At 71.4% G+C, this 24,336-nt stretch carries 26 protein-coding genes; 9 read left to right on the top strand and 17 right to left on the bottom strand.

Going from position 1 to position 24,336, the window contains the following annotated elements:
• Positions 1-28: 28 nt before the first annotated feature.
• The 10 genes from AB0B68_RS01725 to AB0B68_RS01680 all read right to left on the bottom strand — a co-directional run bounded on the left by AB0B68_RS01725 (position 29) and on the right by AB0B68_RS01680 (position 9,374).
• The gene (locus tag AB0B68_RS01725) at positions 29-1,105 is read right to left on the bottom strand and encodes an NAD-dependent epimerase/dehydratase family protein (RefSeq protein WP_357197617.1); all 1,077 of its coding nucleotides are present in this window, start codon (positions 1,103-1,105) and stop codon (positions 29-31) included.
• 121 nt (positions 1,106-1,226) lie between these two features.
• A complete protein-coding gene (locus tag AB0B68_RS01720) occupies positions 1,227-1,328 on the bottom strand; it encodes an AURKAIP1/COX24 domain-containing protein (RefSeq protein ID WP_007465623.1) in 102 nt (33 codons plus the stop codon).
• A gap of 270 nt (positions 1,329-1,598) precedes the next feature.
• A complete protein-coding gene (locus tag AB0B68_RS01715) occupies positions 1,599-1,808 on the bottom strand; it encodes a helix-turn-helix domain-containing protein (protein WP_007465625.1) in 210 nt (69 codons plus the stop codon).
• A 212-nt stretch (positions 1,809-2,020) separates the two neighbouring features.
• Positions 2,021-3,205, bottom strand: coding sequence for an ABC transporter permease (locus AB0B68_RS01710; RefSeq protein WP_357197620.1), 1,185 nt, complete (start codon positions 3,203-3,205; stop codon positions 2,021-2,023).
• The gene (locus tag AB0B68_RS01705) at positions 3,202-4,188 is read right to left on the bottom strand and encodes an ABC transporter ATP-binding protein (RefSeq protein WP_357197623.1); all 987 of its coding nucleotides are present in this window, start codon (positions 4,186-4,188) and stop codon (positions 3,202-3,204) included. The genes AB0B68_RS01710 and AB0B68_RS01705 overlap by 4 nt, the downstream gene beginning before the upstream one ends.
• Entirely contained in the window at positions 4,185-5,540 is a 1,356-nt protein-coding gene (locus tag AB0B68_RS01700) for an efflux RND transporter periplasmic adaptor subunit (protein ID WP_357257514.1), read from the bottom strand. The genes AB0B68_RS01705 and AB0B68_RS01700 overlap by 4 nt, the downstream gene beginning before the upstream one ends.
• Positions 5,541-5,619: 79 nt before the next feature.
• Complete coding sequence (locus AB0B68_RS01695; RefSeq protein WP_357197626.1) at positions 5,620-6,909, bottom strand: hypothetical protein; 1,290 nt, start codon at positions 6,907-6,909, stop codon at positions 5,620-5,622.
• A gap of 69 nt (positions 6,910-6,978) precedes the next feature.
• The gene (locus AB0B68_RS01690; RefSeq protein WP_357197629.1) at positions 6,979-7,554 is read right to left on the bottom strand and encodes a WHG domain-containing protein; all 576 of its coding nucleotides are present in this window, start codon (positions 7,552-7,554) and stop codon (positions 6,979-6,981) included.
• On the bottom strand, positions 7,547-8,347 hold the full coding sequence (locus AB0B68_RS01685) for an alpha/beta hydrolase (RefSeq protein WP_357257384.1): 801 nt from the start codon (positions 8,345-8,347) through the stop codon (positions 7,547-7,549). Before AB0B68_RS01685 ends, AB0B68_RS01690 begins: the two co-directional genes overlap by 8 nt.
• Positions 8,348-8,453: 106 nt before the next feature.
• Positions 8,454-9,374, bottom strand: coding sequence for a proline dehydrogenase family protein (locus tag AB0B68_RS01680; protein WP_357257382.1), 921 nt, complete (start codon positions 9,372-9,374; stop codon positions 8,454-8,456).
• 106 nt (positions 9,375-9,480) lie between these two features.
• On the opposite strand from AB0B68_RS01680, the gene AB0B68_RS01675 reads away from it, so the two are divergent.
• Genes AB0B68_RS01675 through AB0B68_RS01665 form a run of 3 tightly spaced genes read left to right on the top strand, consistent with a single transcriptional unit; the run spans position 9,481 to position 11,528 of the window.
• Positions 9,481-9,753: a hypothetical protein gene (locus tag AB0B68_RS01675; protein WP_357257380.1), complete on the top strand. Its 273-nt coding sequence runs from the start codon at positions 9,481-9,483 to the stop codon at positions 9,751-9,753.
• A 1-nt stretch (position 9,754) separates the two neighbouring features.
• Positions 9,755-10,921, top strand: coding sequence for a glutathionylspermidine synthase family protein (locus AB0B68_RS01670; protein WP_357197637.1), 1,167 nt, complete (start codon positions 9,755-9,757; stop codon positions 10,919-10,921).
• 19 nt (positions 10,922-10,940) lie between these two features.
• Entirely contained in the window at positions 10,941-11,528 is a 588-nt protein-coding gene (locus AB0B68_RS01665) for a CGNR zinc finger domain-containing protein (protein WP_357197640.1), read from the top strand.
• A gap of 29 nt (positions 11,529-11,557) precedes the next feature.
• On the opposite strand, the gene AB0B68_RS01660 is transcribed toward AB0B68_RS01665, so the two are convergent.
• Together AB0B68_RS01660 and AB0B68_RS01655 are read right to left on the bottom strand one after the other, a co-directional pair.
• On the bottom strand, positions 11,558-12,364 hold the full coding sequence (locus AB0B68_RS01660; protein ID WP_357197643.1) for a sugar phosphate isomerase/epimerase: 807 nt from the start codon (positions 12,362-12,364) through the stop codon (positions 11,558-11,560).
• A gap of 75 nt (positions 12,365-12,439) precedes the next feature.
• A complete protein-coding gene (locus AB0B68_RS01655; protein ID WP_357257378.1) occupies positions 12,440-13,384 on the bottom strand; it encodes a Ppx/GppA phosphatase family protein in 945 nt (314 codons plus the stop codon).
• Positions 13,385-13,464: 80 nt separating this feature from the next.
• Here AB0B68_RS01655 and AB0B68_RS01650 point away from each other — a divergent pair, with 80 nt between their 5' ends.
• Positions 13,465-14,262: a hypothetical protein gene (locus AB0B68_RS01650; RefSeq protein ID WP_357197692.1), complete on the top strand. Its 798-nt coding sequence runs from the start codon at positions 13,465-13,467 to the stop codon at positions 14,260-14,262.
• 39 nt (positions 14,263-14,301) lie between these two features.
• Here AB0B68_RS01650 and AB0B68_RS01645 read toward each other — a convergent pair whose 3' ends face one another.
• A complete protein-coding gene (locus AB0B68_RS01645) occupies positions 14,302-14,880 on the bottom strand; it encodes a TetR/AcrR family transcriptional regulator (protein WP_357197649.1) in 579 nt (192 codons plus the stop codon).
• 406 nt (positions 14,881-15,286) lie between these two features.
• On the opposite strand from AB0B68_RS01645, the gene AB0B68_RS01640 reads away from it, so the two are divergent.
• Positions 15,287-15,940, top strand: a complete 654-nt coding sequence (locus AB0B68_RS01640; protein ID WP_357257376.1) for an NAD(P)-binding domain-containing protein — start codon at positions 15,287-15,289, stop codon at positions 15,938-15,940.
• 61 nt (positions 15,941-16,001) lie between these two features.
• Here AB0B68_RS01640 and AB0B68_RS01635 read toward each other — a convergent pair whose 3' ends face one another.
• Together AB0B68_RS01635 and AB0B68_RS01630 are read right to left on the bottom strand one after the other, a co-directional pair.
• On the bottom strand, positions 16,002-16,685 hold the full coding sequence (locus AB0B68_RS01635; RefSeq protein WP_030329696.1) for a response regulator transcription factor: 684 nt from the start codon (positions 16,683-16,685) through the stop codon (positions 16,002-16,004).
• A gap of 24 nt (positions 16,686-16,709) precedes the next feature.
• A complete protein-coding gene (locus AB0B68_RS01630; RefSeq protein WP_357197655.1) occupies positions 16,710-17,993 on the bottom strand; it encodes an ATP-binding protein in 1,284 nt (427 codons plus the stop codon).
• A gap of 204 nt (positions 17,994-18,197) precedes the next feature.
• Here AB0B68_RS01630 and phoU point away from each other — a divergent pair, with 204 nt between their 5' ends.
• Entirely contained in the window at positions 18,198-18,851 is a 654-nt protein-coding gene (gene phoU, locus AB0B68_RS01625; RefSeq protein WP_238666950.1) for a phosphate signaling complex protein PhoU, read from the top strand.
• Between the two features lie 80 nt (positions 18,852-18,931).
• Here phoU and AB0B68_RS01620 read toward each other — a convergent pair whose 3' ends face one another.
• Positions 18,932-19,699: a phosphoglyceromutase gene (locus AB0B68_RS01620; protein ID WP_355005777.1), complete on the bottom strand. Its 768-nt coding sequence runs from the start codon at positions 19,697-19,699 to the stop codon at positions 18,932-18,934.
• A 152-nt stretch (positions 19,700-19,851) separates the two neighbouring features.
• Between AB0B68_RS01620 and AB0B68_RS01615 the strand changes: the two genes are divergently transcribed.
• Both AB0B68_RS01615 and AB0B68_RS01610 read left to right on the top strand, forming a co-directional pair.
• On the top strand, positions 19,852-21,132 hold the full coding sequence (locus tag AB0B68_RS01615; RefSeq protein WP_357197660.1) for an MFS transporter: 1,281 nt from the start codon (positions 19,852-19,854) through the stop codon (positions 21,130-21,132).
• 74 nt (positions 21,133-21,206) lie between these two features.
• A complete protein-coding gene (locus AB0B68_RS01610; RefSeq protein ID WP_357257374.1) occupies positions 21,207-22,502 on the top strand; it encodes an MFS transporter in 1,296 nt (431 codons plus the stop codon).
• 366 nt (positions 22,503-22,868) lie between these two features.
• On the opposite strand, the gene AB0B68_RS01605 is transcribed toward AB0B68_RS01610, so the two are convergent.
• Positions 22,869-23,192: a hypothetical protein gene (locus AB0B68_RS01605; protein ID WP_357257372.1), complete on the bottom strand. Its 324-nt coding sequence runs from the start codon at positions 23,190-23,192 to the stop codon at positions 22,869-22,871.
• On the opposite strand from AB0B68_RS01605, the gene AB0B68_RS01600 reads away from it, so the two are divergent.
• Positions 23,176-24,000, top strand: coding sequence for a hypothetical protein (locus AB0B68_RS01600; protein ID WP_357257370.1), 825 nt, complete (start codon positions 23,176-23,178; stop codon positions 23,998-24,000). The genes AB0B68_RS01605 and AB0B68_RS01600 overlap by 17 nt on opposite strands.
• Positions 24,001-24,336 lie beyond the last annotated feature (336 nt).

Here is a 24,336-nt window from a genome sequence, read left to right as displayed (position 1 = left end):
TGCGGGTCGCGCCCCTCCTCGAAGCCGCTCATGATGCCCGCTCCCGGACCGCTGAGCGCACCTGCCGGATGCCGTCCAGGACGAGTTGCTCGGCGGCGGCCAGCTGATCCCGGGTGACCACCACGCCACCGTGGTGGGCCCGGATGAAGTCCTCGAACGCCTCGGCTGTCGACCGGGGCGTGAAGCCGTACTCCTGCTCGAGCCGGCTGGTGTCGACCACCCGGCCGTGCACGAAGAGGTCGACCTGGTCCAGGCCGTAGCGGCCGAAGCCCATGGTGCGGGCCAGCGCGGCAGCCCCGGAGAGACCCGGCTCCAGCACCGGCACGGCGACCCGGCCGGCGCGCCGGATCGCCTGGGACAGCGACAGCACGCCGGGGCCGGCGACGTTGTAGGTGCCGGGATGGTCCTCCACGATCGACCGGTGCAGCACCTCCAACGCGTCGTCGAAGTGCAGGAACTGCAGGCGGGGGTCACGGCCGAAGACGGTCGGCACGAACGGCTGCGAGAAATAGCGGGTCAGCGTGGTGTCTGCGGTCGAGCCGATGAACGGGGCGAAGCGCAGCACCGTGGCGGTGACGTCGGACCGACGGCGGCGGAAGCCGCGCACGTACCCCTCAAGGTCGAGGATGTCGCGGCCGAAACCACCGCGCGGCACCTCGCGGGGTTCGGTCTCCTCGGTGAAGACCGCCGGGTCCCGGAACGACACCCCGTAGGCGGCGGTCGACGAGCGGACCACGAGCTTGCGCAGTCGGGGTGCCCGCTGGCAGGCGGCGAGCATCTGCATGCTGCCTATGACGTTCTGGTCCTTCATCCCGGACCGGCCGCCGTGCTGCGGGTCGGGTGAGGTGACGAGCGCGAGGTGCACCACCGCGTCGACGTCCAGGTCGGCGAGGAGGCCACCGAGGGAACCGTTGTCGACGCGGATCCGTTCGACCCGGTCCAGCAGGTCGGTGAACTCGATGCCGGAGTCCGGTGCGTCGACCCCGATGACCCGTTCGATGCGCGGGTCGGCGGCCAGACGGGCGGCCACGTGGGCTCCCAGGTAACGACCCACTCCGGTGACGACGACGACCCCCGGAGCACCTGAGGTGCCACCGGGGGTCATCTGACGCACCTACGCCGGCAGGATGGACCGAGCCGGGACGACCACGGCCTGATCACCTGAGCCTCCGGAGGTCGACAGTTTGGCAAGTGACGCCGAACGCCGGGCCTGAGCCCGGCGGCGATCACTTGCCGAGACGGCGACGCTGGACGCGGGTCTTGCGCAGCAGCTTGCGGTGCTTCTTCTTAGCCATGCGCTTACGGCGCTTCTTGACCACCGAGCCCATACGACAGCCTTTCGATACAACGTGCGGGGCGGACCGGATGACACCACGCAGGTGGCGACGGCGACCGCTTGCGGACAACGGACCGGACCAGTCTGGGCGGCGGGGCGCACCGGTGGGGTCTCGGTCGGGTTCCAGGGTAGCCGCAGGGCGTCAGCCGGACCAACGCGCCCCCGCCGCGGCCGCCTCTGGCGCACGACCGCAGGGCGCGCGAGCTCACTCCTCACGCCCACCGACGCCGGTCAACCGACGATCGGAGGGTGAGGCGGTGGCTCAGGCGGTCTCCTGAAAGGCACCCCGGAGATATTCGTGCACCGCATGCTCGGGCACCCGGAATGACCGACCGACCCGGACGGCGGTGAGCTCACCGCTGTGCACCAGGCGATAGACGGTCATCTTCGACACCCGCATGACCGTCGCCACCTCCGCAACGGTCAGGAACTTGACCTCCGACAGCCGTCCGTCGGACTGTGACCCGGCCATGGCTCACCGACCCATCCCATGCCCGGCGCGTGCCAACCCGACGGATGCTCCGGGCCGGGCCGACGACGCGCGTGTTACCAGTACGGTAGCGGGGCGGTTGTGACCGGCGCGATCCCTTCCTGCAACTGATCATGCTCAGGTGGCCGGTTCACCCGATCCGTGCTCCCGGTATCCGCCCGTCCGCGTCCGTCGTCCGGTTGTTCCTTTGCCGCTCATTCGGTGCGTAGCGCGACCACCGGGTCGAGACGGCCGGCGCGCTGCGCGGGAACCACCCCGAAGACGATGCCCACCACCGCCGAGACCCCGAAGGCGAGCGCCAACGACCACCAGGTGATCGCAGCCGGGATCGGCGACAGCGCGTCGACAAGCAGGGCGGTGCCCACGCCCAGCGCCATCCCGGTCAACCCGCCGATCGTGGTGAGCAGCACCGCCTCCAGCAGGAACTGCACGCCGATGTCGCGGGGACGCGCCCCGACGGCCTTGCGCAGCCCGATCTCCCGGGTCCGCTCCCGGACGCTGACCAGCATGATGTTGGAGACGCCGACGCCGCCGACGAGCAGCGAGATGCCGGCGATGGCCGCCAGCACGCCGGTGAGGACACCGAGGATGTCGCCGAGCACGCCGAGGATCTGCTGCTGGGTGACGGCGCTGAACTCGGTGTCCGGGTGGCGGCGGTTCAGCTCGGCGACGATCCGTTCGCCTAGCTCGTCGATCCGCTCCCGGTCCGGCGCCTTCACCGCGATGCCGTCGACCCGCTGGGTGCCCCAGAGTCGTTGCGCGGCGGTCACCGGCACGTGCACCTCGTCGTCCCGGTCGACGCCGAGGCTCTGCCCGAGGGGCGCGAAGACACCGATCACCCGGAACCGCACCCCGGCCAGCGCCACCTGCTGGCCGAGCGGGTCCCGGTCGGGGAAGAGCGCACGGGCGACCGAGTCACCGAGCACCGCCACCCGGCGGCTGGTGTCCACGTCGGTGCCGGTGAGGTAACGTCCGCGCGCCAGCGAGCGGGTGAACACGGCCGGGGTCGTCTCCAGGACGCCCTGCACCGTGGTGAAGTCGGAACGGGCGCCGGCCCGCGCGGTCGCCCCCGAGGCGACGGTGACCGCCACCCGATCGGGGTCGCCGACCACCCGGGTGACGGCGTCCACGTCCTTGAGGGTCAGCGGCGAGACGACTGGCGCGTTGCCCACCTCGATGCGGCCGGGGACGACCAGCAGCAGGTTGGAGCCGAGCCCTTCGACCTGTTGCTCGACCTTCTGCTTGGTGCCGGTGCCGATCGCCACCAGCAGCACCACCGAGGCCACCCCGATGATCACCCCGAGCATCGTCAGCGCGCTCCGCATCCGGTTGGCCCGCAGGGCGTCCAGCGCCACCCGCCACGCCTCGGCGACCCTCACGCCGTACCTCCGGGCCGCTCGACCCCGCGCGAGCCCGCAGCGTTCTCACGCGCCTCGCCCGGGTCGGCCTCGGGCCGCTCGACCTCGCGCGGAAGGCGCCCGGTGGCTCCGGCGGCGCCACCGGAGCCACCGGACGGGTGCCCCGGACCGCTTCCGGACGCGGACCGGGGCTCCGCGCTGGGAGCGGGGACCAGTGTCGCAGGTCGACCGTGATCAACGGACGGCGGTCGATCATGAGCGGAGCGCGGGTCGCCGCTGTCCGCCACCACCACCCCGTCGCGCATGGTGATCCGACGATGGGCGCGGGCCGCCACCTCCTGGTCGTGGGTGACCATCACCAGCGCCACCCCCGACTCCACGTTCAGTTGTTCCAACAGCCCCAGCACGGCGGCGCCGGTGGCACTGTCCAGGTTGCCCGTGGGTTCGTCGGCCAGCAGCACCGTCGGCTCGGTGACCAGCGCGCGGGCGATCGCCACCCGCTGCTGCTCACCGCCGGACATCTGGTTGGGCCGGTGGTCCAGCCGGTGCCCGAGGCCGACCCGGCCCAGCATCGCCGCCGCCCGCTCCCGCCGCTGCCGGGCCGGGAGTCCCCGGTAGACCAGAGGCAACGCCACGTTCTCCACCGCCGAGGTACGCGGCAACAGGTGGAACGCCTGGAAGACGAAGCCGATGGTCTCGTTGCGCAGGGTCGCCATCTCCGGTGGGGCGAGGGCGTTGACGTCGCGTCCGCCGATCACCAGGCGGCCACCGGTGGGCCGGTCCAGCCCGCCGAGGAGGTGCATGAGGGTGGACTTGCCCGAGCCGGACGGACCGACCAGGGCCACGTAGTCCCCCGGCTGCACGGTGAGCGACACCCCGCGCAGCGCCTCCACCGACACCCCGTCGAGCTGGTACGTCCGGGACACGTCCACCGCCTCGATGGCCGGGACACGCTCCCCTGCCGGCGGATCGCCGCGCGGATCCGCGACGGCGGGTTCGCTCACCGGACTTCCTGGCCGTCGCGGACCTGGTCGGCGCCGCGCACCACGATCCGGTCGCCGGGCTGCACGCCGTTGAGGATCTGCACCAGGTCGGACCCCTGGACGCCAACGGTCACCGACGCCCGGCCCGCCTTGCCGTCACGGACCACCCAGACCGCGTCCCGGCCGTCGGCGGAGAACACCGCCGACGCGGGGACCGTCACCGCGTCGGCGGCCTCGCGTACGCGCAGGTGCACGATCGCGTTCATGCCGGGGCGGGGCATCGGAGCGGGCTCGTCCTCGGCCAGCTTTCCGGCGCCCAGCGCCAGGCGGACCCGGTAGGTGACGCCGCCCTGCGCGGAGTTGGTGGGCAGCACGTCGACCGATCGGACGACCGCGTCGTAGCTGGCGCCGGTGACGGCGTCCAACTCGACGGTGGCCGGCACGCCGGCCTTGACCAGCAGCACGTCGGTCTCGTCCACCTCGGCGAGCAGACCCAACTGCCCGGTGTCGACAACGGTCAGCACGGGGGTGCCGGCGGTGACCTGACCACCGACCGCGACGGCGTCGTCCACGCCGGGCGGCGGCCCACCCTGGCTGGGGGCCAGCACGGACGGGTCGAGGCCGGCCGCCTGTGCGCCACCGGCCTGCTCCAACAGCCCGGCCAGACCAGCATTCGCCCCACCGCCGGCCCGGGTGCCGCCGGGCTGCACCACCCCGGCGATCGGGGCGCGCAGGGTCAGCGCGTCGACCGTCGCCTTCGCCAGCTCGTACGCCTGCTGGGCCTGGAGCCGTTGCGCCGCCGAGAGAGCGCCGACGGCGGAACTCAACCCGTTGATCCCCCGCTGCACGGAGCGGACCGCCTGGTCGGCGCTGCGCGCGGCGGCAGCGTACTGGCGTTGCGCGGACGTCACCTGGGTGAGCAGCGCGTCGCGCAGTTGCGGGTCGGCGATCTTCTCGGCCGCCGTGCGGGCCGCGTCGAACGCCTCGTCGGCGGCCTTGTCGGTGCCACGCCGGCTGCTGGTCAGGCTGCCAGCGCCGACGCCTCGGCTGGCGCGCTTCGCGGCGGCCAGCGCCTCTTTGGCCTGACGGAGGCGCTGTTGCGCGCTCGGCGAGTCGACCACCGCCAGCACCTGACCGCGCTTGACCCGCTGTCCGGGTTGGACGCGCAGGCTGGAGAGGGTGCCGTCGGCGGGAGCGGTGAGGGTGGCGGCGGCTCGGGCGGTGACAGTGGCGGGTGCGTCGATCACCTCGGTGACCGGGTTCCGGGTGGCCGACGCCAGCGCGAGATCGGGGCCTTCGTCGCCGCAGGAGGCGGCGGTGGTGGCGGTGAGGACGACGACGGCGGTCAGGGCGATGAGCAGGCGGGGCCGCATGGTGCTGGCGGGCCGTGACGACTGGGAACGGCGCACCCATCGATGGTACGGCGCACCGCCGCACCGCCTGCGAGCTGCGTCAGGCGGCGGTGGCGCGGACGTACGCCACGCACTCGTCGTGCAGCGTCGACCACTGCTCACCGAACGCCTTCTCGGAAGCCGCGTCGATGGTCCTGCCGTCGTGCACCACGGTCTTGAAGAAGGTGAGCAGCCGCAGCGGCCCGTACCTGTCGACGAGGTGCCGAACGGCCAGGTAGCCGATGCCGTAGCTGGCGGCGACCCGTTCGGCGGACGCGTCGTCGGCGGGGTTGACGCCCTCCAACTTGCCGTCCCAGCCGCCCCGGACCATCTTGCGCACGTCGGCGATCCCCTCGTACCGGTCGACCGCCTGGCCGCCGGCACCGGCGAACTCGGCCAGGCCCTCGACCAGCCACCAGGTGAGCTTGCCCGGGTAGCCGCGCTCCGGCAGCGACGCCGCGTGGGTCAGCTCGTGCCGCAGCAGGTCGTCTGTGCCGCTGTTGGTGAGCCCTTCGGCGTTGAGCACCACCTCGTGGTGGCCGCCGCCCACCGTCACCGCGTAACCGCCGGTCCATTCCGGACGTTCCCCGCCGTACCAGCGTTGCCACTCGGTGCGCCCGGCGTAGAAGATCCGGTACCGGTCCGGCGGTGAGCCGGTCACCGCGTACCCGTCGGCGACCTTCGCCGCCGCCTCGGCCTGCGCGAGCAGGCCGGGCAGCTTGCCACGCAGGGCCGGGGTGGTGGCGACGATGGTCCGCGCGCCGATGGCGACCGCCAGGTTGCTGATCTCCCACGGTCGGGTGCCGGTCTCCACCGACTTGGATTCCTCCATGGCGACCATCCGGGGCTGGTCGCCGTTCTCCCGCCACCGGGTGCCGATCAGCACCGGGCTGGGCCGGCAGTTCGGCGTGACGAAGCAGTACTGGAAGCGCACCAGCAGCCGCCACTCGCCGGGCTTGCCGATGATCGGCACGGGCAGGCCACTCGGCTCGGCCCGCCAGCCGGTCACCTTGAGCTCGCGCAGTGCGGCGAAGCGTCGACGCAGGTCGTTGTGGGCGGCGGGGTCGGCGACGGCGAGGAACCCGGCGCGGTCGCCGCCCAGGAGTGCCGCTGACTGCCGGTGGAGCTGGGCGGTGATCCGGTCGGACAGCCCCCGGGCCACGGCGGTGGCCGGGTCGTCGGCCGCCGAGGCGCCGACCCGGCTGACGGTGGCGCGCGAGCCTGTCTCACGGATCACTCCGACGACGAGCGCCGCCGGCAGGCCGCAGCCCAGCAGCAGGACGACCACCACGAGCACCGTCCACAGCGGCCAGAGCCGCCGCGGTGCTGGCTGCTGCACCTCGTCAGTCACCCGCCGAAGGGTACGACCACTACCTGGACGCGGCGAGGCCGCCCCGGGCCGATCGGCCCGGTGGCTCGTTCACCCGCCGGTACGCGGCCAGGAGCGGAACGAGATGTCCATGCTCGCGACCAACTGGTGGTACGAGCGGTCGACGTCACGGGGCAGACCGAAGCCCCCAGCGGCCTCCAGGGTCACGAAGCCGTGCAGGGCGCTGCGCAGCGCGCGGGTCGCGTCCACCGCGTCGTCCCCGGTGAGCCCGTACCCGCGCAGCACTGCGAAGACGGCACCGACGGCGCGTTCGCCGGCCTCGACGTGTTCCGGGTCGGCCGGGTCCGGCACCCGCTGGGTGGTCGGGTAGCGGCCGGGGTGCCGGAGGGCGTAGCCACGGTAGGCGTCCGCCATGGCCCGGAGCGCGTCGCCACCGGAGCGGCCGACGGCGGCGGTCGTCATTTCGGTGGCCAGTTCGGCGGTCGCCAGGGCGGCCAGTTTCTGGGTCAACGCGTCCGCCCCCCGTACGTGCTTGTAGAGGCTGGGCAGCGCCACCCCGAGCCGGCTGGCGAGCGCGGCGAGGGTGAGCTGCGGGAAGCCGACCTCGTCGGCGAGCCGGGCCGCCTCCCGTACGACGGTCTGCTGGTTGAGGCCGACCCTAGGCACCGGCGCACACCGCCAGGAAGCCGAGCAGCTCCTCGGCGGTGCGTTGCGGCCGGTCGGCTTGCGGGTAGTGGCCGGACTCCTCGATCATCCGAGCTTCGGCGGTGCCGAAGAGCCGCCGGGCGGCCCGCGCCTCGGCTCCCGGGTCGGGGAAGTCCGGGTCCTTGGAGCCCATCAGCACCAGCACCGGTTGCCGCACCTGCGGGGCACGGGCGGTCCAGTGCGGCTCGGCCGGTGCGATCACGCCGCGCGTCGCGGCCATCCGACCGGGCTCGCGCAGGTTGGCCACCATCGAGCGGCGGTACGCGGCGTCGTCGACGGGCCGGTGCACCGGGAAGAGGGTGTTGTGGAACATCCCGAACAGTCGAGGATTGTGCAGCACCGACCACATCGCCATCCGCAGCAGCGGGTTGAGCTTCGGCTGACCGACGAACGCGCCGATCTGCACAATGCCGGTGACCAGTTCGGGTGCGTCGGTGGCGGCGAAGACCACCGCCGCCGCGGCGGACGAGCTGCCGACCAGCACGGCCGGACCGGCGTCGAGGTCGCGGACCACGGCCAGCAGGTCCCCGCCGACCTCCGCCGGGGCGTACGTGGGCCAGCCGGCGCTGGACTCGCCGTGCCCCCGGACGTCGACCGAGGCGACCCGGTGACCGGCGGTCACCAGCAGCGGCACGAGGTGCCGGAAGCTCGCCCTGTTCTCGCCCATGCCGTGCGCGAGGACCACCAACGGCCCCTCGCCCTGCACCTCGTACGCGATGTGTCCACCGTCCCGCCGCACCTGGCTAGTTGTCATAGCTTTAAAGCTAATCTACTTAGCCAACGTTGGCAAGCCGGATAGCCGAAACGGGCCGGCAGTGACCCGACAGGTCACCGCCGGCCCGTCGGCCGAACCGGAGGAACTACTTCTTGGAGATCAGGGCACGGCCGAAGAAGACCAGGTTGGCGGGGCGCTCGGCGAGCCGGCGCATCAGGTAGCCGTACCACTCGTCGCCGTACGGGACGTAGGTGCGCACCGTGTAGCCCTCGCCGGCCAACCGGGCCTGCTCCTCGGGGCGGATGCCGTAGAGCATCTGGAACTCGAAGCGCTCGGGACCCCGGTCGAACCACCGGGCCCGGTCCTCACCGATGGCGATCATCCGCGGGTCGTGGGTGGCCAGCATCGGGTAACCGTCGCCGGACATCAGGATGTTCATGCAGCGCACGTACGACTTGTCCACCTCACGGGCCGACTGGTACGCCACCGACTCCGGCTCCTTGTAGGCGCCCTTGCACAACCGCACCCGGGACCCGGCCGAGGAGAGCTCCCGGCAGTCCGACTCGGTCCGCCGCAGGTACGCCTGGAGCACCGCGCCGGTCGACGGGAAGTCCTTGCGCAGCCGGCTCAGCACCTCCAACGTCGAGTCGGTGGTGGTGTGGTCCTCCATGTCCAGGGTGACAGTGGTGCCCGCCGCGTCGGCTACCGCGCAGATCGCCCGCGCGTTGTCGTACGCCAACTGCTCGTCGAACATCTGGCCGAGGGCGGAGAGCTTCACGCTCACCTCGGCGGCCGGGGTGAGCCCAGCGGCGCCGAGCATCTTCAGCAGTTTCAGGTATTCGTCCCGGGTGGCGGTGGCCTGCTCGGGGCGGACGGTGTCCTCACCGAGGTGGTCGAGGGTGACCGCGAGGCCGTCGTCGACGAGCCCGCGGGTCGCGCGCAACGCGTCGTCGGTGGCGGCGCCGGCGACGAACCGGCGGACGACGTCCCGGGTGTACGGGGCAGTCGCGACGAGCCGCTCGACCTGGGATGACCGGGAGGCGGCGAGGATGACGGAACGGAGCATGAGCCGAGCGTAACGCCCCTGTGAGGGGCCCCGCCGAGGGGCGGCCGGGCCACCTCGGCCCGGGGGCGGGGCGGCGGCGGTGGCGTTGATCGGCTACAACGATGCCGTGGACCAACGCCCCCGCCGCCGACTCCGCTCGGCCTCCGTGCAGCTCGGCGCGCTCACCGCTCTCGCGCTCGCTCTCTCTGGCTGCAACATGACCTCGGACGACGACGATGACGACGACTGCGCCCTCGGGCCGGTCGGCGGCGGCGGCACCGTCGCGCTCGCGATGCGGGTCAGCGACCCGGCCGCCGGTCGCTCCGCCCCGGAGCCGACCACCGCCGCCCTGCCCGAACGCGGTGGATTCGGCACCCACCTCGCCGCCTGCGGCGGCTGACGTGCGCCGCGAGACGGTCACGCCGCGCCCCGACTGGGACGCCACCATCCGGTCGCAGGGTCTGGTCTACGTCGACACCGAGCTGCCCGACGGCGGGATCATGTCGTACTGGGACGAGACCGCCGCGTACGCGTTCGACCTGGACGAGGTGCTGCGGCTGGAGGAGGCCACCGAGGAGCTGCACCGGATGTCGGTGGCCGCCGCCGAGCACGTGGTGACGCAGCGCCGGTACGCCGAGTTCGGCATCCCGGAGTGGGCGGCCGAGGCGGTGGCCCGGTCGCTGCGGGAGGCGCCACCGACCCTGTACGGGCGCTTCGACCTCGCGTACGACGGCACCTGGCCTCCGAAGATGTTGGAGTACAACGCGGACACCCCCACCGCGCTTGTCGAGGCGAGCATCATCCAGTGGTACTGGTTGGAGCAGACCCGGCCGGAGCTGGACCAGTGGAACAGCCTGCACGAGCGACTGGTCGGCGCCTGGGCCAAGATCGGGGCGGGGTTGCACGACCCCCTGGTGCACGTGCTCTGGTCGAACGAGGAGGAGTCCGGCGAGGACCACATGACCGCCGGCTACCTCGCCGAGACCGCCCGGCAGGCCGGTCTGAGCGTCGAGCTCCAACCCATCCAGGAGATCGGCTGGGACGGCCGACGCTTCGTCGACGCGGACGACCGCCCGGTGACCACCTGCTTCAAGCTCTACCCGTGGGAGTGGATGCTGGCCGAGCCGTACGGGCCGGCGGCCCTGGCCCCGGGCACCCCGACCACCTGGATCGAGCCGGCCTGGAAACTGCTGCTCTCCAACAAGGCACTGCTCGCTGTCCTCTGGGAGCTGTACCCCGGCCACGAGCTCCTGCTCCCTGCGTACCTCGACTCGCCGCGCGGCATGCCGGAGTACGTCGCCAAGCCGCTGCTCGGCCGCGAAGGCGGTTCGGTACGCATCGTCACCGCCGATGAGGAGATCACCAACCCGGGGATCTACGGCGACGAGGGCTGGTGTTACCAGGAGTTCCGGGCGTTGCCGCAGTTCGCCGGCAACCGGATGGTGCTGGGCAGCTGGATCGTGGATGGCGAGTCGGCAGGCGTGGGCGTGCGGGAGAGCGCCAGTCTGATCACTGACGGCTACGCGCGGTTCCTGCCGCACTACATCGACGCGCCGCGCACCCGCTGAGTCGTCTACCGTTGGGGGTGTGAACTTCGACGCGTACGCCCGGACCGGTGTTGACCTGGTCAACGCCCGCCTGGACGACCTCGACGACCTGCGGGCCCTCTTTCCCGACGAGAACGGTTGGATGCGCGACGAGGTCGCCGACCGGGACGTCGCCATCTTCCGCCGGGCGCAGAAACGGTTGCGCGACGTCTTCGAGTACGGCACCTCGGGGCGCGACGCAGAGGCGGTCACCGAGCTGAACGCGCTGCTCGAGGCGTTCCCGGTGCAGCCGCGCATCTCCGGGCACGACTCCAGCGACTGGCACATGCACGTGACCAGCCGCGGCGCCTCGGTCAGCGCCGAATACCTGGCCGGCGCGGCCTGGGGGCTGTCGGTCTGGCTCTGCGAGTACGGCAGCGCCCGGTTCGGGGTCTGCGCCGACGAGCGGTGCGGCAACGTCTACCTGGACACGTCGTCCAACTGCTGCCGGCGGTTCTGCTCGGAGCGCTGCGCCACCCGCTCACACGTCGCCGCGCACCGGGCCCGCAAGCGGGCGGCGGTCGGCGAGCAGGTGACCGTCGCCCCGCAGCAGACCTCCGCCACCGACTCCCTCTCACCGGTCAGCTGACCGACACCGCCCGATCGTGGGCGGACGGGTCAGGCGTCGACAGGTGACGGCGCGGTCAGGTGCTGGCGGGCGAACTCCAGCGCGGCGCGCAGGTCCGCCTCGCGCACCGCGCGGCTCTTCGCGCCCCGGGTGGCGACCTCCACCGCGACCGCCCCGGTGAAACCCCGGCCCGCCAGCGAGGAGAGCAGTTCCCCGCAGGGCTGGGTGCCGCGCCCGGGCACCAGGTGCTCGTCGCGGCCCTCGCCGGTGCCGTCACCGAGGTGCACGTGCGCCAGCCCGGCGCCCATCCGGTCGGCCATCTCCAGGGGGTCGCTGTGCGAGGCCGCGCAGTGCGACAGATCCAGGGTGTACGACGGGTAGCCGGCGTCGGTCGGGTCCCAACCGGGCACGTACGGGACGAACTGCCGGCCCGCCATCCGCACCGGGTACATGTTCTCCACAGCGAAGCGCAGCCCGCTGAACCGGTCCGCGACGCCTGCCAGACCCTCGGCGAAGTTGCGCGCGTAATCGCGCTGCCAGGTGAACGGTGGGTGCACCACGACGGTCGGCGCGCCCAGCGTCTCGGCCAGCTCGGCGGCCTTGCGCAGGCGCTCCCACGGGTCCGGGCTCCACACCCGCTGGGTGACCAGCAGGCAGGGCGCGTGCACCGAGAGCACCGGCACGTCGTAGTGCGCGGAGAGACCGCGCAGCGCACCCGCGTCCTGGCTGACCACGTCGGTCCAGACCATCACCTCGACGCCGTCGTAGCCGAGCGCCGCGGCCAGTTGGAACGCCGCCGCGGTCGGCTCGGGAAAGACCGACGAGCTGGACAGGAGCACGGGAACGCGGGAAGTCACATCAGCCAGCGTAGCCCGGCAGCGCCGGGGGCATCGTGACGAGCGCCGGCAAAACGGCCGAAAACGGCCGCCGGATCAGATCGGCTCCAGTTGATCGAGTCGACGGAGGATGACGCCCTCCCGCAGCGCCCACGGGCAGATGTCCAGCGAGTCCAGATCCAGGCGGCGCATCACCGCCTCGGCGACCACGGCACCGGCCAGCAACTGGTGGGCCCGACCCGTGCTGACCCCCTCCAACTCCATCAACTGCGCCGGTGGGATGTGCCGGATGAAACCGATCACCTGCCGCAGACCGGCCCGGGTGAGGCTGCGTCGCGCCCACAGCCCGGCACCGGACGGGGCGGCCCCGGCGAGTCGAGCCAGCGTGCGGAACGTCTTCGAGGTGGCCACCGTCCGGTCCCAGCCGACCTGGGTGACCTGGTCGACGACCTTGTCCAGCCGGCTGTCCACGTACTCCCGGAGCTTCTCGACGGCCTCCGCCGACGGCGGCGCCGCGCTGGCCGGGTCGACCCGCAGCCGCTCGCGGGTCAGCCGGCCGGCACCGAGCGGCAGGGAGACCGCGACGTCCGGGTCCTCGTCGATGCCGGCGGCGATCTCCAACGAGCCGCCACCGATGTCGAGCACCAGCAACCGGCCGGCCGACCAGCCGAACCACCGCCGGACGGCCAGGAACGTCGACCGCGCCTCGTCCGCCCCGGAGAGCACCGCCAGGCGTACGCCGGTCTCGTCCCGGACCCGGGCCAACACCTCGGCCGCGTTCGTGGCGTCGCGCACCGCGGACGTGGCGAAAGCGATCAGGTCGTCGGCGTCCAGCCCGGCAGCCGCCGCCTTGGCCATGCCCACGGCCTTGACCAGGCCGTCGGCACCCGCCTCGGTCAGCGCGCCGTCGGGGCCGATCTGCTCGGCCAGCCGGAGCACCACCTTCTCGGAGTGCGCAGGCCACGGGTGTGCGCCGTGGTGCGCGTCCACCACAAGGAGATGCACCGTGTTGGATCCGACGTCGAGGACACCCAGTCGCATGGTGAAGACAGTAGGCGCAACACGTTTGCGCGGCTCACCGGCCTGCGGACGTCACCGCGCGTACGCTGGGCCGAGTGACGATGGAGCTCCGTGTGCTGGTGGACGACCCGGGTGACCCGCGCAGCCGCGAGGTGCCCCTGGACTTCCCTCGGGAATGGATCGAGTTCACCGATCCGGCCGACGAGACGCACCTGATCCGGGCCGACCTGACCTGGCTGCTCTCCCGCTGGACCTGCATCTTCGGCAAGGGCTGCCACGGCATCATCGCCGGCCGGGCCGCCGACGGGTGTTGCTCGCACGGCGCGTTCTTCACCGACTCGGACGACGAGAAGCGGGTTCGCAACGCCGTCCGGCGGCTCACCCCGTCGACCTGGCAGCACTTCCGGCGCGGGTTCAAGAACTGGACCGACGAGGACACCATCGACGGCAAGAACCCGGCCCGCCGCACCGCCACCCAGAGCCCCGACGCTCCGTGCGTGTTCCTCAACGACGCCGACTTCGCCGGCGGTGGCGGTTGCGCCCTGCACGCCCAGGCGCTGCGCGACGGGGTGCACCCGTTGGAATACAAGCCGGACGTCTGCTGGCAACTGCCGATCCGCCGCGATCAGGACTGGGTGAAGCGACCGGACGACAGCAAGGTGCTGGTCTCCACCCTGTCCGAGTTCGACCGGCGAGGCTGGGGAGCCGGCGGGCACGACCTGGACTGGTGGTGCACCTCCTCGACGGACGCGCACGTCGGCACCGAGCCGATGTACCTGTCGTACGCCCCGGAGTTGACCGCGCTGATCGGCGCTGCCGCGTACGAGCGGCTGGCCGAGCTGTGCGCGACCAGGACGAAGCAGGGCATGATCGCCCCGCACCCGGCCGACCAACTCTAGGGATCTTGGCAGCATTCCCGCTGCCCCGGCGGTCGCCGCTCAGCGCAGGGCGGCGTCGACAAGCGTGCGAGCGCTGCGTTGGGCCGCGTCGGCGATCAGGGGGTCGCCGTCCAGCACACCGGCGACGAGCCCGCCGTCCAGCAGCAGGGTGAGCTGCTGGGCGAGCAGTTCCGGGTCGGCCGCGCCGGCCCGGCGGGCCAGCTCGGTCACCCAGGCACGGACCACGGTCTTGTGCTCGACCGTCCGGGCGTGCACCGGCCCAGCGGCGGACGACTCGGCCGCGGTGTTGATGAACGCGCAGCCGTGGTAGCCCTCCCGGCGACAGGCGCCGGTCAGCGCGTCGAACATCCCCACCAGTTGGTCGCGTGGCTCGTCGCCGGCATCCCGGGCCGCGGACCGCAACGCGCCGAACCACGCTTGGTCGACCCGATCGAGGTACGCCAGCACGAGGTCGTCCTTGCGCGGGAAGTGCTTGTAGAGCGTCGCCTTGGCCACGCCCGACTCGGCGATCACCGTGTCCACCCCCACGCCGCGCGGCCCGTGCGCGTAGAAGAGCCGGAACGCGGTGTCCAGGATCCGGTCCCTGGCCGAGCCGGCCGGAGTGCGGGGCGCGGGCATCGGTGCTCCCTCGTTCTGCTGACGACAGCCCTGATCCTATAGACGGCTTCGTCTACGGAGGCAGTGCCCTCGGCTCCGGCGACCCCGCGAGGGCCGCGCGACTACGGCACGACGGCCTCGCGAAGGCCTCGCGGACGAGGGGCGCGGGACATTGGTCCTGGGCGCTTTGGAGCTGAATCGCTTGTGACATCAGCGGAAGACACCGACTGGCGGCGGCGGATGACTCGTTTGTGACATCAGCTCCAAAGGACTGCCAACCGCACTGCCGCCCCTCCGGACGTCCAGTGCGGGCTGCACGCCGACACCTCTGCGACTCGACGGGAGGGCTGTGGTAGACAGACCTGTCTGTTAGCCTGCTTGCGATCGGCACGAGCCGATTCGATGTCCCGACGGAGGATCGATCGACATGCGTATCGCAGTTCTCGGCACCGGCTCGGTCGGTCGAGCCATCGCCGCCCGCACGGCGGAGTTGGGTCACCAGGTGACCATCGGCACCCGCGACGTCGCGGCCATCCGGGCCGGCGACCACGCCCACTGGGTGGCGCAGCACCCCGAGGTCGGCCTGGCGACCCTCGCCGAAGCCGCAAGCGGCGCCGAGCTGGTGGTGAACGCTACAAACGGCAACGGCTCGCTCCCGGCACTGGCCGCAGCCGGCGCGCCGAACCTGGCCGGCAAGGTTCTGCTCGACATCGCCAACCCGCTCGACTTCGGTGCGGGTTTTCCACCCACCCTGTCGGTGTTCAACACCGACTCCCTCGCCGAACGCATCCAGCGCGAGTTTCCACAGACCAGGGTGGTCAAATCCCTCAACACGGTGACCGCCGAGCTGATGGTGCACCCGCATCAGCTCGCCGAAGGTGCGCACAGTGTCTTCGTCTCCGGCGACGACGCGGAGGCCAAGCGGATCGTCACCGGACTGCTCGTCAGCTTCGGCCACACCGACGTGATCGACCTCGGCGACCTCTCCACCGCGCGGGGCACCGAGATGCTGCTGCCGCTCTGGTTGCGGCTCTACGGTCGACTCGACACCGCGAACTTCAACATCAAGGTGGTCCGCTGACCGAGTGGAAACAGCCCGAAGGGGGCCCGCGTCGAGCGCAGACCCCCTTCGCGTACGCCGATCACGGCTCGAACTTGTAGCCCAGACCCCGCACCGTGACGATGAAGCGCGGCGCGGACGGCTCCGGTTCGATCTTGGAGCGCAGCCGCTTGACGTGCACGTCGAGCGTCTTGGTGTCACCCACGTAGTCGGCGCCCCAGACCCGGTCGATGAGCTGGCCGCGGGTGAGCACCCGGCCCGCGTTGCGCAGCAGCAGCTCCAGCAACTCGAATTCCTTCAGCGGCAGCTGCACGGCCCCGCCGTCGACTGTCACCACGTGCCGCTCGATGTCCATCCGCACCGGGCCGGCGGCGAGCGTCGGCGCACCCGCCTCGGCCACCTCCGGGCTCTGCCGGCGCAGCACCGCCCGGATCCGGGCGACAAGTTCCCGCGGAGAGTACGGCTTCGTGACGTAGTCGTCGGCGCCGATCTCCAGCCCGACCACCTTGTCGATCTCGCTGTCCCGAGCGGTGACCATGATGATCGGCACGGCGGAGCGCTGCCGCAGTTGCCGGCAGACCTCGGTCCCCGACATCTCGGGCAACATCAGGTCGAGCAGCACGATGTCGGCGCCGGTCCGGTCGAACTCGGTGAGGGCGTCGGTGCCGGTCGCGGCGACCGAAACCTCAAAGCCCTCCTTACGGAGCATGTACGACAAGGCGTCGGAGAACGACTCCTCGTCCTCGACCACGAGAACGCGGCTCAACGGGGATTTCCTTTCCATCTGCTGTCAGACCTGCCGTAGACCAGTCGGACCGGACTCGATCCCAACCGGCGGCAGTGTCGCCAGGAGGTCATCCGGTGGACTGGCGGGCAGCCGGAGGGTGAACGTCGATCCACCACCAAGAGTGCTCGACACCTCGACCCGTCCGCCATGGTTGCTCGCAATGTGTTTCACGATCGCCAGGCCGAGCCCGGTGCCGCCGGTGGCACGCGAGCGGGCCTGGTCGGCCCGGTAGAACCGCTCGAAGATCCGGTCCACGTCGGTGGGGGCGATACCGATGCCCTGGTCGGCGACGGCGACCTCGACGTGCTCGTCGTCGCCCCGCAGGGTCACCCGCACCGTGGTGTCCTCGCCCGAGTAGTTGATGGCGTTCTCCACCAGGTTCGCCACCGCCGTGGCGAGTTGGGAGTCGCTGCCGTACGCGGTCAGGCCACGTTGCCCGTCCACGATCACCGCGACACCCCGGGCGGAGGCCGTGGTGCGGGTCCGGTCGACCACCTCGGCGATCACCCAGTCCAGCGCGACTGGCTCCGGTGGCGGCTGCGGCTCAGCCCCCTGCAACCGGGTCAGTTCCAGCAACTCCTGCACCAGCCGACCCAGCCGGGTCGACTCGTGCTGGATCCGTTCGGCGAACCGACGGGCGGCCACCAGGTCCTCGGAGAGGTCGGGCGCTGCGGCGTCGGCCGGCTCGGTCGCGTCCAGCAACGCCTCGGCGAGCAGTTGCAGGGCACCGATCGGGGTCTTCAGCTCGTGGCTCACGTTCGCCACGAAGTCGCGTCGTACCCGGGTCAGCCGGTGCGACTCGGTCACGTCGACCGCCTCGACCGCGATGAACCCGTTGCCGAGACCCATTGCCCGCAGGTGCACACCGAGCGGGTTCTCCCCCGCGCTGTCGCGACCTCGGGGCAGGTCCAGCTCGATCTCGCGTCGTACGCCGGTGCGTCGCACCTGACCGGCGAGGGTACGGATCAGCGGGTGCGCGGCGATGGAGCCGGGTGTGCTGCCGGTACGCAGCAGCCCCATCGCGCGGGCGGCCGGGTTGATCAGAACGGGGACATCGTCGTTGTCCAGAACCACGACACCGGCCCGGAGGGAGTCGATCGTCCGACGACCGAGCCCGGCCTGCTGCTCGTCGACTATCGCGGGCCTCCCCCTGTTCCAGCGGAAGCTGACGCTCCCCGTCGACGTGGAGCGACCGTCCCGCCTCGGCAGGAACCGGGGCAGCAGCAAGCCGGCGGCCATCCCGGCCACCAACGCCACGGCCACCACGACCGCCACCGTCCACTCCACCCGGCGATCGTAGGGTCATTGTTAACCTGGCTACCACACAGAACGGGACGAACTACCCTCACTTACGGAAGTGTTCACCCCCACGTCTGGCGTCGTTCACCGTGGTTCATCCGGGATCCGTCCGAGCGCCCTACCGTTGGCGTCGCACCTGCTCAACCCCCTGCGCCGGCACCCGTCGGCGGCGACCGACCACAGGACGTGATGATGCGCGACGAGTTCCGGGCCGACCTCCAGATCGTCAGCCAACTGCTGGTGGACATGGCGGAGGGCGTCCGCGCCGCCATGCGCCAGGCCACCCGGGCCCTGCTCACCGCCGACCGGCAGGCCGCCGAGACGGTCATCGAGCGGGACGCCGAGATCGACGACCTCTACCGGCACGTCGAGGAGCGGGTCTGTGACCTGCTCGCCCGACAGGCGCCGGTCGCCTCCGACCTCCGGGCGATGATCACCGCGCTGCACGTGGCCGCTGATCTGGAGCGGATGGGCGACCTGGCCGAGCACGTGGCGAAGACCGCGCTGCGCCGGCACCCCTCTCCCGCCGTCCCGGCCGAGCTGCGGACGGTCTTCACCGAGATGTCCGAGATCGCCGACCGGATGGCCGTCAAGATCGGTTCGGTGCTGGCGAAGCCCGACGCCGACCTCGCCGGCGAGCTGGACCGCGACGACGACGCCATGGACGAGCTGCACAAGAACCTGTTCGCCGTGCTGCTCGGCGACGACTGGCCGTACGGGGTGGAGACGGCGATCGACGCCACCCTGCTGGGCCGCTTCTACGAGCGCTTCGCCGACCACGCGGTGAACGCCGGCGAGCACGTGATCTACCTGATCACCGGGGAGAGCGCCCCCAGCGGTAATTGACCGGCAGGCAGAGGGCCCCTCACCATCGCTGTTCGCGATGACGAGGGGCCCCCTTCTCTGGTGGCTCAGCTTCTGGTGGCTCAGCGCCCCTGGTTGGCCACCGCCGCGGCGGCTGCCTTCGCGGCGGTCGGGTCGAGGTAGGTGCCGCCCAAGGTGAGCGGACGCAGCTGCGGGTCGAGGTCGTAGCGCAGCGGGATGCCCGTCGGGATGTTCAGCTTGGCGATCGCCTCGTCGGAGATCTGGTCGAGGTGCTTGACCAGGGCGCGCAGCGAGTTGCCGTGCGCGGCCACCAGCACCGTCCGGCCGGCCAGGATGTCCGGCACGATCGAGTCGTACCAGTAGGGCAGCATCCGGTCGACGACGTCCTTGAGGCACTCGGTGCGCGGCATCAGCTCGGTCGGCAGCAGCGCGTAGCGCGGGTCACCCACCTGCGACCACTCGTCGTTGTCGTCGATCGGCGGCGGTGGCGTGTCGTACGACCGGCGCCAGAGCATGAACTGCTCCTCGCCGTACTCGTCGAGGGTCTGCTTCTTGTCCTTGCCCTGCAGGGCGCCGTAGTGCCGCTCGTTGAGCCGCCACGACCGGCGCACGGCGATCCAGTGCCGGTCGGCGGCGTTGAGCGCCAGCTCGGCGGTGCGGATCGCCCGGCGCATCAGGCTGGTGTGCACGACGTCCGGCAGCAGGCTGTGCTCGCGCATCAACTCGCCGCCGCGCCGCGCCTCGCCCTCGCCCTTCGCGGTCAGGTCGACGTCCACCCAGCCGGTGAAGAGGTTCTTGGCATTCCAGTCGCTCTCACCGTGGCGCAGCAGGACCAGCGTCCCGACGGTGGGCCCTTCGCTCGCAGTCATGCGGATCATCCTGCCTCAACCGCCCGGCGGACACGCGGGCAGCCGTCGTGACGACCACCACGTGAAAAAGCTGATGACCAGCGGATCCGGCCGCCACTAGGGTTGTAAGGCACGCCAGTCAGATCGGTCATTACTTGCAAGCGGGGCGCCATATGCGGACGATGCGGAGTTGGTTCCGGGACACCACCGGCGGCCTACCGACCACTTTCTGGTACCTGTGGTCGGGCACCCTGATCAACCGACTCGGCTCGTTCGTCCTCGTCTTCCTCGCCATCTACCTGACCCAGGAACGTGGCTTCTCGGCCTCGCAGGCCGGCCTGGTGATCGGCCTCTGGGGCGTCGGCGGGGCGTTCGGCACCACCGCCGGCGGCACCCTCGCCGACCGGTGGGGCCGCCGGCCGACGCTGCTCACCGCCCACGTGGGCGCGGCGGCCATGATGCTCGGGCTCGGGCTGGCCCGGGATCTCTGGGCAGTGGCGCTGGGCGCGCTGCTGCTCGGCATGTTCGCCGAGGCGGCCCGGCCCGCGTTCGGGGCGATGATGATCGACGTGGTGCCGGCGAAGGACCGGCTGCGTGCCTTCTCGCTCAACTACTGGGCGATCAATCTCGGTTTCGCCTGCGCCGCCGTCCTCGCCGGCCTCGCCGCCCAGGCCGACTACCTGCTGCTGTTCGTGGTCGACGCCGCCACCATGCTGATCACCGCGTTGATCATCTTCAGCAGGGTGCCGGAGACCCGACAGGCCGGTCCCGCCGCCGCCGTCACGGCAGCGGCGGCTCCGCGCGGTGCCCTGCGCACCATCCTCACCGACCGGGTCTACCTCGGCTTCGTGGCACTCAACCTGTTCGCCGCGCTGGTGTTCCTCCAGCACATCTCGATGCTGCCGATCGCGATGGGCGACGACGGTCTGAGCCCCGCCACCTACGGCTCCGTGATCGCGCTCAACGGCATCCTCATCGTGGTCGGCCAACTCTTCGTGCCTCGACTGATCCGGGGTCGGAGCCGCTCACACGTGCTCGCGCTGGCGTCAGTGGTGATGGGGGTGGGGTTCGGACTGACCGCGTTCGCCGGCACCCCCTGGTTCTACGGGCTGACAGTGCTGATCTGGACGGTCGGCGAGATGCTGAACTCGCCCTCCAACTCCACGCTGATCGCCGAGTTGTCCCCGGCCGAACTGCGCGGGCGCTACCAGGGTGTGTTCTCCCTCTCGTGGCAGATCGCAGGGGCCAGCGCGCCGATCCTCGGTGGCCTCGTGCGCGAGCACGCCGGAAACGACACCCTCTGGTACGGCTGCGCCGCACTCGGCCTGCTGACCGCGGTGGCCCACCTGGTGTCCGGGCCGGCCCGGGAACGGCGTGCGGCAGCACTGCGCCACTCCGGCGAGGCACTGGCACCGACGACCGTCTCCCGCACGGCACAGCCCGCCGAGGCGTAACGAGTGGCGCGGCGGTGCCGGATTTCCTACTGTGCAGGTTGAATAGTTAAGAACCTGAACTGTCGGGAGGTTGGGTGCACGCCCTGCGGCGCTGGTGGCACGACACCGCAGGCGGACTACCCGCCACCTTCTGGTACCTGTGGGCCGGCCTGCTAATCAACCGGGCCGGCGCGTTCGCCATGCTCTTTCTCTCGCTCTACCTCACCGACGTACGCGGCGCGAGCGAGGCGCTGGCCGGCACCGTGGTCGGCGCGTACGGGGCCGGCGGGGCGGCCGGCGTACTGCTTGGCGGGGTGCTCGCCGACCGGTGGGGCCGCCGGGCGACCCTGCTCGCCGCGCACCTGGCCACTGTCGGTCTGATGGTGGCGCTGGCCTTCACCCGACCCCTGCTGCTGATCGCGGTGCTCTCGGCGCTGATCGGCGTGGTCCACTCGATGCCCAGCCCGGCGTTCGTGGCAGCGATCGTCGACGTGGTGCCCGCCGAACGCCGCTCGCGCGCGTTCAACCTTCAGTTCTGGGCGTTCAACCTGGGCATGGCGGTCGCCTCGCTGCTCGCCGGGGTGCTGGCCGAGGCGAGCTTCACCGCGCTCTTCCTGGTCGACGCGGGCGCCACACTGACCGCCGCCGCCGTGATCGCCTGGAAGGTGCCCGAAACCCTGCGGCTGGCCCGGCCAGCGGCCGGCCCCACGCCCACCACCAGCGCGGCAGCGAAATCCGTCCGGGCCCGTCGGCCTGGACTGCACACCGCGCTCACCGACCGCACCTTCCTGGTCTTCGTCGGGCTCACCTTCGTGCTGGCCGTACTCACCATGCAGACGTCGACCATCATGCCGCTGGCCATGCGCGCGGACGGCCTGGGCCCATCGGCGTACGGGCTGGTGGTGGCGCTCGGCGGCGCGCTGATCGTGGTCGGGCAGTTGTTCGTGCCCCGGCTGATCGACAGGCACCGCAAGGACGTGGTGCTGGCTGCCTCCACGGCGCTGCTCGCGCTCGGTTTCGGGGCGCTCGCCATCGCCGACGAACTGGCCATCTACCTGGGTGCCGCTGTGGTCTGGACGGTCGGCTCGATGCTCGCCGCCCCGCCCAACGCGCAGATCAACGCGGACCTGGCGCCGCCGCTGCTGCGAGCCCGCTACCAGTCGGTCTTCTACCTGACGTTCCCCGCCGCGGCGTTCGTCGCGCCCACCCTCGGCGGGGTGAGCCTCCAACACCTCGGCGACCGGCACTGGCTGATCGTGGGCGGGCTGGGTCTGCTGGCCGCGCTCGGACACCTGCTCGCCGGACCACCCCGGGAGCGGCACGTCGCCGCGCTGCGTCGGAATGTCGACCCAAAGCCGACAATCGACGCGGACCGCGTACGGATCGGATGACCGACGCAAAGCGCCCACCACGTCCCTGAGGTCGTGGTGGGCGCTCGAAGGCGGGGCCGGCGGCGGCGGGCAACACTCACCCCCGTAAGCATCGCCCGCTCACGCCGCCGGTCCAAACAGGTGGGAAACCGTCCCCCAACGGTTGTTCCACCCGTCCCCTCGCGCCTCGTCTGGTGCGCGGATCTGATCGATCCGCCGCTCCCCCGAACGTTTCCAAACGTGGCGCGGTGCAATAAAGCTAGTTCGCCCGGATTCTGGATTCAACCCAGAACGGCTGTCTCGCCGGTCACAACTGGCGAGTATCCGCTGCTCCAGCCTCGTCCGTTGGCAACAGCCGGGTACCCGTCGGCCATTCCCGCAAACACCTCAACCGTCTTCCCGATCGGGTGACTCGGTCCGGAAGAAGCTGCTCTGACGGCCGTTCCGCAACTGTTCCTGATAAATCAGGTTCAGCCGCCGCAGGTCAAACGTGTAGAACCACTCATCCCAGGTGATCTCGCGAATCCGGCTGCTTTCCCGGTATCCGGGAATGTTGAAGGTCAACACACCCGCACGGCCATCCCGCTCGGTGCCGGCGATGGTCGCCGGCTTGGCCCCACGTTCCCGGGCCCACCGCTGAATCACCTCGTGGTTCGCCGTGATCAAACTCCGTCCCGGCCGCTCCGGCCGGTCCGTGATCGACGAGATCACCTGCGAACTGCGGACCGACCGCCCCGTACCCCGTCCGGTCCGGATCCCGCCGGCCGCCGTCCCGCCACCGGCCGACGGCGTCAACGTGCGCTTGGCCGCCGCGCTCTTGGCCGGTGCGGTGCGCTTCGCTGTCGTACGCTTCGCCGCCGCGCTCTTGGCCGGTGCGGTGCGCTTCGCTGTCGTACGCTTCGCCGCCGCGCTCTTGGCCGGCGTCGCGCGCTTCGCTGCCGGCCGCGCCGGTGCCTTCTTCGCCGGTGCCTTCCGCGCGGGCGCCGTACGCGCCGTCGCTGTCTTGCGGGCCGCCGTGCTCTTCCGCGCCGCAGCGGTCTTCCGGGCGGCGGTGGTCCTGCTCGCGGCCGTTGTCCTGCTCGCGGCCGTGCTCTTGCGGGCGGCCGTCGACGTCGCCGCTGTGGTCTTCTTCGCGGCCGTCGCCTTCTTCGCAGGTGCCCTCTTCGCCGCCGCCGTCGACTTCCGCCCGGCTGTCGCCTTCGTAGCGGCGGCCCGCTTCGCGGGCGCGCTCTTGTTCGCCGGCGCGGCCTTCGCGCGGCTCGACGCCGGCCTGGCCGCCGACTTCCTGGTGGCGGCGGCACGACCCGCCGACGCCCTGGTGCCGGCGGCCCGGCCCGACGGGCCCGTGCTGCTCCGACCCGCGCCGGCCCGCATCGAACGCACCAACTGTTTCACCAGCTCCGGCTTGCGCAGAGCGGAGATCCCGGAGACGCCGCGTTTGCGCAGCTGCCCACGGATGTCGTCCACCCGCATCCGGGAAATCTCCGACTCGGAGACTCCGGGCGTACCCGGCGTCTGATTGCCGGACTGTCGCTTCGTCCTGGTCGCAGTCGCGCCGCGACCTGAGCTGTTCCGCTGAGCCATGGGACGCTCCGCTCCTTGGCACTCCGTCATCGGCGCGCGGGGGTCCCTTGCCGCACCGCGCGGAGCGGCATACCCGTCAGGAGCACTCCGAACCACCGCCAACTCGCCGTAGCGCCTTGCCCGCGCCGATCTTGCGTTTTCGGTCGCGGAAAAGCGAGGAATGCCCGCTACGCCGGGACAGTAAGTGCAAGATCGCGGCTAAACCTGGTCGATCATGGAGTTGTGGTGCCTGGTTTGGTGTGATGCGCGGACTTTGTCACCCACCACAACT

Origin of the sequence: Micromonospora sp. NPDC049049, assembly GCF_040649115.1 — a bacterium.
Taxonomy (GTDB): domain Bacteria; phylum Actinomycetota; class Actinomycetes; order Mycobacteriales; family Micromonosporaceae; genus Micromonospora.
The sequence above is the reverse complement of the archived record's forward strand: the minus strand, read 5'-3'. Positions and strand labels throughout refer to the sequence as shown.